This is a genomic window from Faecalibacterium sp. Marseille-Q4896 (assembly GCF_017377615.1).
Classification (GTDB): Bacteria; Bacillota; Clostridia; order Oscillospirales; family Ruminococcaceae; genus Faecalibacterium; species Faecalibacterium taiwanense.
Genome location: NZ_JAFREG010000009.1, coordinates 1 through 12723 on the forward strand (window position 1 = coordinate 1; position 12723 = coordinate 12723).

Annotated in this window: 11 protein-coding genes; 6 read left to right on the forward strand and 5 right to left on the reverse strand. The window is 57.0% G+C overall.

The genetic code is table 11. The features are described 5' to 3' along the window. Nucleotides 1–970 precede the first annotated feature (970 nt). Nucleotides 971–3142 carry an anaerobic ribonucleoside-triphosphate reductase gene (gene nrdD, locus J3348_RS11985; protein WP_005938935.1) on the forward strand — a complete coding sequence of 724 codons (2172 nt, stop codon included), beginning with the start codon at nt 971–973 and terminating at the stop codon, nt 3140–3142. A gap of 219 nt (nt 3143–3361) precedes the next feature. Next, complete coding sequence (nrdG, locus tag J3348_RS11990; RefSeq protein ID WP_005938932.1) at nt 3362–3919, forward strand: anaerobic ribonucleoside-triphosphate reductase activating protein; 558 nt, start codon at nt 3362–3364, stop codon at nt 3917–3919. Between the two features lie 76 nt (nt 3920–3995). Here nrdG and J3348_RS11995 read toward each other — a convergent pair whose 3' ends face one another. Then, the gene (locus tag J3348_RS11995; RefSeq protein ID WP_207699057.1) at nt 3996–5573 is read right to left on the reverse strand and encodes a RecQ family ATP-dependent DNA helicase; all 1578 of its coding nucleotides are present in this window, start codon (nt 5571–5573) and stop codon (nt 3996–3998) included. Nucleotides 5574–5823: 250 nt separating this feature from the next. Here J3348_RS11995 and J3348_RS12000 point away from each other — a divergent pair, with 250 nt between their 5' ends. From J3348_RS12000 to J3348_RS12015, 4 genes are all read left to right on the forward strand, one after another. Continuing rightward, nucleotides 5824–6852 carry a glycosyltransferase family 2 protein gene (locus J3348_RS12000; RefSeq protein ID WP_154261215.1) on the forward strand — a complete coding sequence of 343 codons (1029 nt, stop codon included), beginning with the start codon at nt 5824–5826 and terminating at the stop codon, nt 6850–6852. Nucleotides 6853–7254: 402 nt separating this feature from the next. Further along, nucleotides 7255–7452, forward strand: coding sequence for a hypothetical protein (locus tag J3348_RS12005; RefSeq protein WP_242702979.1), 198 nt, complete (start codon nt 7255–7257; stop codon nt 7450–7452). Between the two features lie 144 nt (nt 7453–7596). After that, the gene (locus tag J3348_RS12010; protein ID WP_005938917.1) at nt 7597–7848 is read left to right on the forward strand and encodes an AbrB/MazE/SpoVT family DNA-binding domain-containing protein; all 252 of its coding nucleotides are present in this window, start codon (nt 7597–7599) and stop codon (nt 7846–7848) included. Between the two features lie 24 nt (nt 7849–7872). Next, on the forward strand, nt 7873–8802 hold the full coding sequence (locus tag J3348_RS12015) for an alpha/beta fold hydrolase (protein ID WP_120081344.1): 930 nt from the start codon (nt 7873–7875) through the stop codon (nt 8800–8802). 181 nt (nt 8803–8983) lie between these two features. Here J3348_RS12015 and J3348_RS12020 read toward each other — a convergent pair whose 3' ends face one another. The 4 genes from J3348_RS12020 to J3348_RS12035 all read right to left on the reverse strand — a co-directional run bounded on the left by J3348_RS12020 (nt 8984) and on the right by J3348_RS12035 (nt 12569). Continuing rightward, nucleotides 8984–10474, reverse strand: a complete 1491-nt coding sequence (locus tag J3348_RS12020) for a lipopolysaccharide biosynthesis protein (protein WP_207699058.1) — start codon at nt 10472–10474, stop codon at nt 8984–8986. A gap of 76 nt (nt 10475–10550) precedes the next feature. Next, the gene (locus J3348_RS12025; protein WP_097780774.1) at nt 10551–11105 is read right to left on the reverse strand and encodes a YgjP-like metallopeptidase domain-containing protein; all 555 of its coding nucleotides are present in this window, start codon (nt 11103–11105) and stop codon (nt 10551–10553) included. 4 nt (nt 11106–11109) lie between these two features. Further along, nucleotides 11110–12030 carry a DMT family transporter gene (locus tag J3348_RS12030; protein WP_120081342.1) on the reverse strand — a complete coding sequence of 307 codons (921 nt, stop codon included), beginning with the start codon at nt 12028–12030 and terminating at the stop codon, nt 11110–11112. Continuing rightward, nucleotides 12030–12569 (reverse strand): hypothetical protein, encoded by a 540-nt coding sequence (locus J3348_RS12035; protein WP_005938903.1) that lies wholly within the window; start codon nt 12567–12569, stop codon nt 12030–12032. The genes J3348_RS12030 and J3348_RS12035 overlap by 1 nt, the downstream gene beginning before the upstream one ends. Nucleotides 12570–12723: the final 154 nt, after the last annotated feature.

The window sequence follows — 12723 nt, forward strand, 5'->3', positions numbered from 1 at the left end:
TGTGTTAGGCGCGCCGCCAGCGTTCGTCCTGAGCCAGGATCAAACTCTTTATAAATGATATTTATCACTTAAAAGTGTTAAATCTTGTTCGCTCAGCACGCAATCGCTTGCGTCCTGTGTGAATTACTTTTGGAATTGTTTTTAGTGTTTTTCCAAACACTTAAAAGGTTCCTTACAAGTTTTTCGATATTGTTCAATTTTCAAGGTCCTGTAGCGCCTCAGCCTTTCGGCTGACGACCTGTTTATTTTACCACTGAAGTGGTTTTTTGTCAAGCCTTATTTTTTAGAAGCTTTTGAACTTTCCGAACTTGGACATCCAAGAAGTTTCTCAGAACAAACCGTGAGCTTGTCGGGGTGAGTCCCCTCCATCTTGCTTTCGCAAGACCGCTCTGTTTGCTTGAACGCCCCACTGGGGCGATTCATTGCTTTCACAACCGCAAAACTTTTCAGCGTCTATTGGTTCTTTTCAAGGGCTTCCTGCTGAGACTTCGGAAGTCATTCTTTTGCCTCAGCGCTTGGCGCTCAAGTATAATACCACACCCCCGCCTCCTTGTCAACACTTTTTGACAGATTTTTTCCATTCTTTTTTGCGCACGACCGGAAACGGCATCTGACCGTGAGGTATATGCGCCGCAGCTGCTTTGGTGCAGCTTGGCACAAATGCCTTTTCTCTTTGTTTATATAATGTATTATAAAGCTTTCGCCGTATAATATTTTGCGATATTACACCTCGGAAACAGGTGTGCGTTGTCAAGAGGTCTTGGCTCAGATTTTATCCTGAAAATTATCCATGAATTTTGGCTAAAACTCCAAAACGCAAAATGTAGTGGTATTTTCCTTGACTTGCCACTAGATAGTGATAGAATAGAGCTACATTCAGTTTGTTGGATATCGTGTGCGCAAAACGGGTATCTCTTATTGTAAGAGATACCCGTTCACACTGTGCTTTATTTGTTAAGGAGGAGAGCCGATGAAGATCATCAAACGCAACGGTGCAGAGGTCCCCTTTGATATCACCAAGATCATCACCGCTGTTACTAAGGCCAGCGATTCTGTGAGCGGCCAGAGCCGTCTGACAAAGGACCAGATCACCCAGATCGCCGCTGCTGTTACCGACCAGTGTCAGGCGCTGAACCGCGCCGTCAGCGTGGAAGAAGTGCAGGATATGGTGGAGAACCAGCTCATGGACATCAAGGCACATGATGTGGCCCGGCACTACATCACCTACCGCTATGTGCAGAGCCTGAAGCGCCAGACCAACACCACCGATGAGCGCATCCTGAGCCTGATCGAGTGCCAGAACGAAGAGGTCAAGCAGGAGAACGCCAACAAGAACCCCACCGTGAACAGCGTACAGCGCGACTATATGGCCGGTGAGATCTCCAAAGATCTGACCGCCCGTCTGCTGCTGGACCCGGAGATCGTCAAGGCACATCAGGAGGGCCTGATCCACTTCCACGATTCCGACTACTTTGCCCAGCACATGCACAACTGCGATCTGGTGAATCTGGAGGACATGCTGCAGAACGGCACCGTCATTTCCGGCACCTATATTGAAAAGCCTCACAGCTTCTCCACCGCCTGCAACATCGCCACCCAGATCATTGCACAGGTGGCATCCAACCAGTACGGCGGTCAGAGCATCAGCCTGACCCACCTCGCCCCCTTTGTGGATGTCTCCCGCAAGAAGATCGCCGCTGAGGTAGAAGTGGAAATGGCCGGTCTGGACGTTTCTGCCGAGCGCAAGAAGGAGATCGTGGAGCGCCGCCTGCGCAGCGAGATCAACCGCGGTGTGCAGACCATCCAGTATCAGGTGGTCACGCTGATGACCACCAATGGTCAGGCTCCCTTTATCACCGTGTTCATGTATCTGGGTGAGGCGCGCAATCCGCAGGAGAAGGCAGACCTTGCCATCATCATCGAGGAGACCATCCGCCAGCGCTATCAGGGCGTGAAGAACGAGGCCGGTGTGTGGATCACCCCCGCTTTCCCCAAGCTGATCTATGTGCTGGAAGAGGACAACATCCGCCCCGGCACTCCTTATTACTACCTGACCGAGCTGGCCGCCAAGTGCACCGCAAAGCGCATGGTGCCCGACTATATCTCCGAAAAGAAGATGCTGGAGCTCAAGGTGGACAAAAACGGCGAAGGCCACTGCTACACCTGCATGGGCTGCCGCAGCTTCCTGACCCCCTATGTGGACCCCGAGACCGGCAAGCCCAAGTACTACGGCCGATTCAATCAGGGCGTTGTCACCATCAATCTGGTGGATGTGGCACTCTCCTCCAAGGGCAACTTTGAGAAGTTCTGGAAGATCTTCGACGAGCGTCTGGCTCTGTGCCACCGCGCACTGCAGGCACGGCACAAGCGGCTGCTGGGCACTCCCAGCGATGCCGCACCCATCCTGTGGCAGTATGGTGCGCTGGCCCGCCTGAAGAAGGGCGAAAAGATCGACAAGCTGCTGTTCGGCGGCTACTCCACCATCAGTCTGGGCTATGCCGGTCTGTATGAGTGCGTGAAGTATATGACCGGCAAGAGCCACACCGATGCCGGTGCAAAGCCCTTTGCTCTGAGCGTGATGCAGCACATGAACGACAAGTGCAACGCATGGAAAAAGGCCGAGAACATCGACTACTCCCTCTACGGCACCCCGCTGGAATCCACCACCTACAAGTTCGCCAAGTGCCTGCAGAAGCGCTTTGGCATCGTGCCCGGCATTACCGACAAGAACTATATCACCAACAGCTATCATGTGCATGTGTCGGAGCAGATTGATGCCTTCACCAAGCTGAAGTTTGAATCCGACTTCCAGCGCCTGTCCCCGGGCGGTGCCATCAGTTATGTGGAAGTGCCCAACATGCAGGACAATCTGGAAGCCGTCATAAGTGTGCTGCAGTTCATCTATGACAACATCATGTATGCGGAGCTGAACACCAAGTCGGATTACTGTCAGGTCTGCGGCTATGACGGCGAGATCAAGATCGTGGAGGATGACGGCAAGTTGGTGTGGGAGTGCCCCAAGTGCGGCAACCGCGACCAGAACAAGCTGAACGTTGCCCGCCGCACCTGTGGCTATATCGGCACCCAGTTCTGGAATCAGGGCCGCACGCAGGAGATCAAGGACCGCGTGCTGCATCTGTAACCTTTTTGTAGAAAGGAAAGCATCCTTGCCCTCTCCGTCATCGCTGACGCGATGCCACCTCCCCCAAAGTGGGAGGCCTTGGCAGTCCATGCAAAGTGTGTGGTTTCGCCAGAGGCTCTCCCTTTGACAGACTTCCCCCGCGCCGGGGGAAGATGGCGAAGCCAAAAGGGGGAACAGGCTGGGCGCGAAGCGGCCTGAGAGGGCTAGGCCGCTAAAATTATGAACTACGCAACCATCAAATACTATGACATTGCCAACGGCCCGGGGGTGCGCACCAGCGTGTTCGTGTCCGGCTGCCGCCACCACTGCCCAGGGTGCTTCAACGCCGTGGCGTGGGACTTTGACTATGGCCAGCCCTTCGACAAACCCACCCGCAACGAAGTGTTTGCATCCTGCCAGCCGGACTATATCGCGGGTCTTTCTCTGCTGGGCGGCGAACCCATGGAGCCGGAAAATCAGCGGGAGCTGCTGCCCTTCGTGCGCAACTTCAAGGCCTTGTACCCGAACAAAACGGTATGGTGCTATTCCGGCTACACCTGGGAACAGCTGACCGGCAAAGAGCCAAGTCTTGCCCGGTGTGAAGCCACCGACGAGCTGCTGAGCCTGCTGGATGTGCTGGTGGACGGCGAGTTCGTGCAGGCAAAGCACGATATCTCCCTGCGGTTCCGCGGCAGCAGCAACCAGCGTCTGCTGGATGTAAAAAAGACCCTTGCCGCCGGTCAGCCCGTGTGGTGGGAGGACGAAAAGGTGTTCGCCACCCATACTATGGAAAAATAAACACAACAGAAAAGAGCGTCCGGTTTTCCACTTCCTGAACGGAACGTGTGGAAAACCGGACGCTTTCTTTTTTGTTTTACTCTCTGCTGCCCACGGCATCCTCGATGATGCGCAGGAAGGCATTGCCGTAGCGGGCGGCTTTCTTCTCGCCCACACCGCTGATATTCAGCAGTTCATCGGTGCTCAGTGGCTTCTTCTCCACCATTTCCCGCAGGGTGGCATCGCTGAACACCATAAAGGCCGGGATATTCTGCTTTCCGGCCAGCCGCTTGCGCTGAGCATAGAGGGCATTCAGCAGCTTCTGGTCGAACTCGCTCAGCTCGCCTGCCACCGCCTTTGTGCGGCGCGGCTTCTCGGTCAGGCGGCGGGCATTATCCGCCGCGCGCCGCCGGGAATACTCCACCTGCAGCTGCGCTTCCTGCTCTGCAGCCAGACAGCAGGAGCAGTTGCCGCATTTCTTTGGTGCAGCTTCGCCGAAGTAATGCAGCAGAAATCCCCGCAGACAGTCCTGCGTGGTGGAATAAAATGTCATGTACTTGAGCCGCTCCTCGGCCTTGCGGGCAGCTTCGGCTTTCACATCGGCGGGCAGACCGTTGTCTGCCTCCATCTCCTTTTCAATAAAGAAGCGGATGGTGCGCACATCGGTGCCGGAATAGAGCAGCGTGCACCGGGCGGGCTGACCATCGCGGCCTGCACGGCCTGCTTCCTGATAATAACTTTCCACATCCTTGGGCATATTGTAGTGGATCACGAACCGCACGTTGGGCTTGTCGATGCCCATGCCGAAGGCATTGGTGGCTACCATGATTTGCACCCGGTCGTAGAGGAAATCGTCCTGATTCTTCCGCCGGGTATCCGCGTCCAGCTTGGCATGGTAGGCCGCAGCCCGGATACCGCGGCTCTGCAGCAGGCGGGCAGTCTCATCCACCTGCTTTGTGGTGCTGCAGTAGACGATGCCCGCGTTGTCACCCTCTTTCAGCACAAGATCCAGCAGCTCCTTCGGCTTCTGGCTGGGCAGGGCGCGCCGGGTCTCAAAATAGAGGTTGGGCCGGTCAAAGCTGGTGGTCACCTCGTAGGGCTTCTGCAAGGCCAGCTGTTCCCGGATGTCGTCCCGCACATGGGCGGTGGCCGTGGCCGTGAATGCGCCCACCACCGGACGGCTGGGCAGGCTGTCCACAAAGGCTTTGATACGCAGGTAGCTGGGCCGGAAGTCCTGTCCCCACTGGCTGATGCAGTGGGCCTCGTCCACCGTCACCATGCTGATCTCCCGCTCCTGTGCAAACCGCTGGAAGCCCGGCATCTCCAGCCGTTCCGGTGCCACATAGATGATCTTGTACCAGCCTTCCCGGGCGCGGCGCAGCATCAGGGCCTTCTGGTTATCGTTCAGGCTGTTGTTCAGAAACGCCGCCGCCACACCGGCCTGCACCAGTGCCCCCACCTGATCCTTCATCAGGCTGACCAGCGGCGACACCACGATGGTGATGCCCGGCAAAAGCAGCGCCGGCACCTGATAGCAGATGGATTTGCCCGCACCGGTGGGCATCACCGCCAGTACATCCTGCCCGGCAAGCAGGCGGCTGACGATCTCCTCCTGCCCGGGGCGGAAACTGTCGTAGCCGAATACCTTTTTTAAGATCGAGTGCGGGTTTTCCATGGGTCCCTCCGTATCATAGAATAGGTTTTTTTCTGCGCAATATCTTCAAAACCATATCAGTATACCACAAAAGCCGGGCTTTTGCGCAGGTGCAGAGCCGTTTTTTTGGCAAAAAGCACGAAATGTCAAAGGTAATTTTTTTGCAAATGATAGCTTTTCAGGCGCGAAAATGATATAATAGGAGCACATAACTCCATGTCCGGCGTTTTTTTGTGCGCCGACTGTTGATAGAAAAAGGAGCAATCATCTTATGCAGCAGAAACTCATCACCTTTGCCGTTCCGTGCTACAACTCGGCGGCATATATGCGCCATTGCGTCGAGACCCTGCTTTCTGCCGGAGAGCAGGCCGAGATCATCCTTGTGGACGACGGTTCCGTGAAGGACGATACCCCCGCCATCTGCGACGAGTACGCCGCCAAATATCCCACCATCGTCAAGGCCATCCATCAGGAAAACGGCGGCCACGGCGAGGGTGTGAATCAGGGCATCCGCAACGCCACCGGCCTGTACTATAAGGTAGTGGACAGCGACGACTGGCTGGACACCGACGCCCTCAAAAAGGTTCTGGCCCGCCTGACCACTCTGGTGGCCCGCGGCACCGCGCCTGACATGATGATCTGCAACTACGTGTATGAGCATGTGGAGGACAACACCACCCTGACCGTGCGCTACACCAACGTGTTCCCCCAGAACCGCCTGTTCAACTGGACCCATGTGGGCCACTTCCGCCCGGACCAGAACATCCTGATGCACTCGGTGATGTACCGCACCGAGGTGCTGCGCAAGTGCGGCATGGTGCTGCCCAAGCACACCTTCTATGTGGACAACATTTTTGTCTACCAGCCCCTGCCCTATGTCAAGAGCATGTACTACATGGATCTGGACCTGTACCGCTACTTCATCGGCCGTGCCGACCAGAGCGTGAACGAGAGCATCATGGTCAAGCGGGTGGATCAGCAGCTGCGGGTCACCCGGCACATGATCGACTGTCAGGATCTGGATGAGCTGAAGGATCAGAAACGTCTGCACGCCTACATGGTGCACTATCTGTCCGTGATGATGGCCGTGAGCGACATCTTCCTGCTGCTGGACGGCAGCGACGAGGCAAAAGCCAAGCGCACCGGGCTGTGGCAGTACCTCAAGGATCACGTAAGCACCGGTGTTTACCGCGCCGTGCGCTACAATCTGGGCGGTCTGACCGACCTGAAGTTCCCCGGCGGCGACAAGCTCACTCTGGGCGTCTACCGCCAGCTGCGCAAGGTCTTCAAGTTCAATTGATTCTTTGGAATTTACTCCTTCCGTCACGTCTTACGCCGTGCCAGCTCCCTCAAAGAGGGAGCCTTTGGCAGAATGGAACACTTCTCCTTCTCGCCAGAGCCTCCCTCCGTGAGAAAGACTCCCCCGGCCGGGGGAGGTGGCACGAAAGTGCCAGAAGGGGAATGGGTGGCATCGCGCAGCGATGACGGAAGGAGTTTCTTTTATTTGCCCGACCGGAGCTCTTTGCCGGGTCTCCATATTCCGGTTGCTTTTTGTCTGGGCGGATAGTATATTAGACGTGTATGCGTTTCTTCTGGCTGCGCTGCGTTTTCCCTTTTCGTTCTTCCCTTTCGCTGATCGCGGGCCCGCTGCAGTGATGATATCCAGAAGTACCTCGGCATCACCCTGCTGCCGCAGGCCGGTGTGGCACTTGGCATGGCTGCCACAGCCGCCCAGCTCTCGGACGGCCACATGGTACGCAACGTGGTGCTGTTCTCGGTGCTGGTGTATGAGCTGGCAGGCCCCACGCTAACCAAGATCGCACTGACTGCCGCTGGAGAGATCCGTCCCGAGGGACGCACCAGCGCCCGTGTGGAGAACAAGACGGAAGAAGTTGTATAAAAGGTTGTTTTTTGTCGAAATGTCACGCAATCATTGACGAACCCTGTTATTTTTTGTATACTGAGCATAGCGCCACTGGAACAATTTTCCTATTGTGTCACAGACTGGCTATCACAGGAAAAGGATAAAGGAGAATGGAATACTATGAAAAGTACCGGAATTGTCCGCGGCATCGACGCGCTGGGCCGCATCGTTCTGCCCAAGGAGCTGCGCACCAGTATGCATCTGGACACTGACACCAAGCTGGAGATTTTTGTGGATGGCGACTCCATCGTGCTCAAAAAGCATCGGCCCGCCGGCAGCTGCGATTTCTGCGGCGAGGTAGATGAGTCTTCGGTGCAGTTTGCGGGCTACTGCATCTGCCCGGCCTGCCGCCGCAAGATTGGTGCACTGTAAAACACACAAAAAGGAGGCTCTGCTATGAGCCAGATGATCGATTTCACCGTCCCGTCCACTGTGCCGGGGCGGACTTTGCATGCCTTCCGCTGTGTGCCGGAGGGTGAAGTAAAGGCGGTTCTGCAGCTGTCCCATGGCATGGTGGAATTTATTGACCGCTACAAGCCGCTGGCGGAATATCTGGCCGGGCGGGGCATCCTTGTTACCGGCCACGACCATTTGGGCCACGGTGGCTCCATCCGCACCAAAGCGGACTACGGCTACTTTGCCGAGCCGGACGGCAACCGCGCCGTTCTGGCCGACCTGCACGCCATGACCGTGCGCACCAAAGAGCTGTACCCGGGGGTGCCTTATTTTCTGCTGGGGCACAGCATGGGTTCGTTCTATGCCCGGCAGTATTTGTGCGAATACGGCCATGAGCTGGACGGAGCCATCATCATGGGCACCGGCTTCCAGCCCAAGGCACTGGTGCAGTTTGCCAAGACCCTCTGCCGGGTGCTGGCGGTCTTTCATGGCTGGCAGTACCGCAGCAAGTTCGTGGCCAACATGTCCTTTATGGGCTACAACAAAGGGCTGGAGGGCCGCACCACCCACGACTGGCTCAACCGCGATCAGGCCGAGGTGGACAAATATCTGGCCGACGAACGCTGCACCTTTACCTTTACGCTGAACGCCTACTACAGCATGTTCAGCGGCATCCTGCGCCTGCACGACCCGGCGTTCCTTGCAAAAATGCCCAAAGACCTGCCGCTACTGTTCTTGGCTGGCGATGCCGACCCGGTGGGCGAACAGGGCAAGGGCGTGCAGCGTGCCATCCAGAGCCTGAAAGATGCCGGTGTGCAGAACATTGAATGCAAGCTGTACCCCGGTGCCCGGCATGAACTGCTGGTGGAAACGAACCATCAGGAAGTGTTTGAAGATATCGGCAGCTGGCTGGAAAAGCATCTTGCCTGATCTGCCGCATCCGTTTTACCGTCATTCTGAGGAATGGCGGTACTTTTTGCCCTAATGGCTGGCGGCACTTTTGCCAGCCATTAGGGCAAAAATGCCCGGCACTGAAAGTTTTCCCGATTGCTGAAAAAGTCCCCGGAACCAGCGTTCCGGGGACTTTCTGCGTTTATTTTCAGTTATGCTGTTATGCTTTCTTGGGTGCGATCCAGCCGTCGATCACATTTACCAGTGCCTTGCCGCGGCGGCCCAGAAGCTTGGGCAGCAGGACACGGGCCATGGCCCACACGCCTGCAAAGTTGTACAGGATGATCAGCGCCGTGATGATGCCGGTCCACAGGCCGTAGAGCGGCGTTTCGGCCAGCAGCACAAAGGCTTCGATCACCAGCGCGGCGGCGTTCACCAGCACGCGGCCCGGATGTACCTGCATCCCGATCATACGGTGGGCATCGATGGCACGCAGGGTGAACACCAGCGCAAGGCCAAGGAAGGACGCATAGGTAGCGCCCACAGGCCCCCACCACTTGATGAAGAAGTAGTTCATGATGCAGTTGCTCACAGCACCCGCCATCATGGTGATCATGCTGCGGGTGGACTTTTTATTCACCACATACACGCTGTTCATGAACTGGTTGAAGCAGCTGCAGGTGGAAGCCAGCACAAGGAAGGGCACAAAGTGCCATGCGTAGTAGTAGTTGGACTTCATAATGTGCATCACCGGGCGGCACAGCCAGATGATACCGGCTGCGCAGCAGAACAGCACACTGGAATAGGTGCGGAAAATTTTGGTAAAGAACTTTGCGCGGCCCTCTTCCTCGGTCACAGCGGAGAGCTGCCATGCATCGTAGAAGATCAGGCCCAGCGTAGTAAGGATGGTGGGCAGGAAATAGCCGGTGGAAAGCAGGCCGCTCCATGCATTGCCGTCGCGGCCGTCCAGACCGTTGCACATCTCACGCACAAAGAACAGGTCGGATGCGTTGATGATCCAGAAGCTGATCTGTGCCGGGATCATGGGCAGCGAGAAGCGCAGCATCTGCTTCCACAGATCCTTGTTGATGCCCTTCAGCTCCACGTAGTTCCACAGCTTGCCGGTGAACATCAGGAACAGCACACTGGTAAGGTCGCCGCTGATGATGGCCAGCAGGTAGCCGTTGGCACCCCACTTGAAGCCCACCAGATACAGCACGTAGAAAGCCATGGTGGCCACGGTGCACAGCACGCCGTCCACGGCCACCAGCTTGTTCCACTGGCGGCTGCGCACGAACTGGGTGCACAGGGTGCGCAGGCAGCTCATGAGCACATAGATGTAAATGAGCAGGCCGTACTGTGCCATATCGGGCAGGAACTGCGCAATGGGCCAGCACAGCACCAGAATGCCAAAGCCGCCCAGAATGGTCAGCAGGCCGTTGGTGAACACCTGTTTTTCGCTGTTGCCCTTGTCCAGACCAAAGCGGATGATGGCGTTGGACATGCCCATGGACACGAACGGGATGAGCAGGTTCGCGTACTGGCTCAGGATCTTGGAAAGGCCCAGATCAGAGATCTCCGCCATTGCATAGGTCAGGAACGGCTGGACGATCAGGGTGAGCAGCTTTGACGAAAAGCTGGAAATTGCAAAGATCAATGTGTTGCCGGCCAGCTTTGAATATTTATCGCCGGACTTTTTTTCGTTTTCCAAGGGAACTTCCCTCCTGTTTTACAATTCGGATGCGGGCCGGTCTGTGACCGCCCGCATCCGCTTTCCCACTATTTAGTCACTTTAAAAGCGCCCGCCGGGCTTTCCAGTCCGGCAGCAGCTTTGCCACCTCGGCCCAGAACGCCGGGCTGTGGTTGGGCTGCAAAAAGTGGCAGTACTCATGCACTACCACATAAATCTGCGCCGCCGGGGGCATATGATACAGCTGCAAAGCAAAGGTGATCTGCCGTTTTGCCATAAAGCACACGCCCCACCGGCTGGTCATGCTGCGCACTTTGATAACAGGCTTGTGCCCGCCCAGCACTCCGGCAAAGGCCGGGTAGACCTTATCGCTCATGGCCGTAAAATAGGCCAGCGCTGTTTCCTTATCCGGCAGAGGCCGCGCTTCCTGCGCTGCGCGCCGCATGGCACGTTCCCGGGCCTGCTGCACCCAGTCGGCGCGTGCGGCCACAAAACGGTCTGCCGCTTCTGCACTTGTCCGCAGGGGGATGCTCACCGCCACGGTGCCATCCTCCCGCACACGGATGTTCAGGTTCTTGACCCGTTTGCGGGTCAGCTCGTATTGGATGCCGCCTGCCGTGCGCAGCTGTGTCTCCTGCTTTCTGCCCGCCATGAGGTCAGGTAGTCTTTTTTGCCCGGTGCAGCATTTCCAGCGGCAGCTGGGCCAGCACCACGGCAGCAAAGATCAGCACGCAGCCAAAGACTTCCCGGGCAGAAAGGTTCTGGTGCAGCAGCATCCAGCCGCCCAGCGCACTGAACACGCTTTCCAGACACATGATCAGGCTGGCAATGGCGGGGTTCAGGTCCCGCTGGCCCAGGATCTGCAGGGTGTAGGCCACGCCGCTGGACATGATGCCGCAGTAGAGGATCGGCAGCGCATTCTCCGCGAACTGCGCTGCGGAAGGTGTCTCGAACAGCAGAGCCGCAGCGGTGCTTTCCACCGACACCACCAGAAACTCGGCAAGGCTCAGCCGCACGCCGTCCACCTGCGGGGAAAAGTGGTCCACCGCAATGATCTGGAAGCTGAACAGCACCGCACAGCTCAGCAGGAGCCAGTCGCTGGATTCAATGCTGCCAAAGCCGTTTTTCATGCACAGCAGGTACAGGCCCAGCACGGCCACCACCATGCTCACCCACAGCTGCGCGCTGCCCTTACGGCCCAGAAACAGGCCGAACACCGGCACCAGCACCACGTACATGGCGGTCAGGAAGCCGGCCTTTGCCGTGGACGGATTGATGGTAATGCCGATCTGCTGTGCAGCGGAAGCAGCAAACAGAAGGGTGCCGCACACAAAGCCTGCCGCCAGCAGCTTTTTCTTCTCGGCAGCAGTTTTGGGCTTTGCATCGGTGCCGCTTTTGCGGCGGATGGCATCAAACACCATCACCGTGGGGATCAGCACCAGTACAGCCAGCCAGCTGCGCCCGGCCAGAAAGCTGTAGGCTCCCATGCCGGAACCGGCGCTCTGGGCCACAAAGGCTGTGCCCCAAATAAGGGAGCACAGCAGCAAAAGCAGAGAGTTCTTGGTTTGTGTGCTCATCAGCCAATTCCCTCCACCTTCAGCAGGCCGTACAGGTAGTACTTGCTGGAGTCATAGGAGATGGTCACACGGTACTGCGCCGCCGGGTCCAGCCCGGAGATGGTGCAGCGGTAGTCGGTGCCGTCGGTATGGATATAATAGGTGCTGTCGGTCACATATTCTGCGCCGCCGTCCACCTTTTTCCACACGGCCACCTTGAACCGCTGGGTGCCCTCAGCCGTGCCGCAGCCCATAATGCTCAGCGTGCCGGAGGGCACGGTAAAGTAGCTGGTCTGGCGGCTCCAGATGCCGTTGAACACTGCATACAGGCAGCCATCCGCCGTGGCCGTGGCAAACTTGGCCGAGGAGTCTGCAATGCCCTGAATGATCAGCGGATCACTGGTCTGGTCGGCCCAGCGGGTAGTGTCCTCTTCCTGCACTTCGTCTGAAGTGCCCGATGCCTTGTGCACGATGCTCTTCAGGGTGTCCTTGCAGCCGATTAGGCCCACTGCAAGCACCAGCGCCATCAGCAGCACAACGATCCTTTTTTTCATCTTCATACGTTTCCTCACGAAGCAATGCGCTTCTCTTTGTTTTTCATCCCTCCGCCCTGTTCTTGTACAGAGCAGATACAGATATAGTATACCGCATTTTCCGGCGCTGTACAAGACGTTTGTCCTGTGCCGTACTGCAAGAAAAGCCCCCCCCCGGGGC